1 protein-coding gene is annotated in these 710 nt (G+C 67.9%); it reads left to right on the top strand.

The window, feature by feature from the left end; all coding sequences use genetic code 11:
* On the top strand, positions 1–710 hold a 710-nt coding region (locus KUM32_RS41495), incomplete at both ends, for a GTP-binding protein (RefSeq protein ID WP_254406802.1).

The raw sequence follows: 710 nt of genomic DNA, 5'->3' as shown, positions 1-710 counted from the left end.
GTCCGAGACGGTGTGGCGCCAGGCCGACCGTTACAACGTTCCGCGCATCTGCTTCGTGAACAAGCTGGACCGCGTCGGTGCCGAGTTCCACCGCTGCGTCGACATGATCGTCGACCGCCTCGGTGCGACCCCGCTCGTCATGCAGCTCCCGATCGGCGCCGAGGCCGACTTCAAGGGCGTGGTCGACCTCGTCCGGATGAAGGCCCTGGTGTGGTCCGCCGAGGCGGCCAAGGGCGAGATGTACGACGTCCTGGACATCCCGGACACGCACGTCGAGGCCGCCGCCGAGTGGCGCGACAAGCTCCTGGAGACCGCCGCCGAGGGCGACGAAGAGCTGATGGAGCTGTACCTGGAGGGCCAGGAGCCCACCGAGGAGCAGCTCAAGGCCGGCATCCGCCGCGCCACCATCGCCGGTAACCTCACCCCGGTCTTCTGTGGCACCGCGTTCAAGAACAAGGGCGTCCAGCCCCTGCTCGACGCGGTGGTCGCCTACCTCCCGTCCCCCGTGGACGTCGAGGGCGTGACCGGCCACAAGGTCGACGACGAGGACACCGAGATCTTCCGCAAGGCCTCGGACGACGAGCCGCTCGCCGCGCTTGCCTTCAAGATCATGAGCGACCCGCACCTCGGCAAGCTCACCTTCGTCCGGATCTACTCCGGCCGCATGGAGGCCGGCACCCAGGTGCTGAACTCCGTGAAGGGTAAGAAGG

The sequence above is a fragment of the Streptomyces sp. AC627_RSS907 genome, from assembly GCF_019049165.1.
This window is presented reverse-complemented; position numbering and strand designations above follow the sequence as displayed.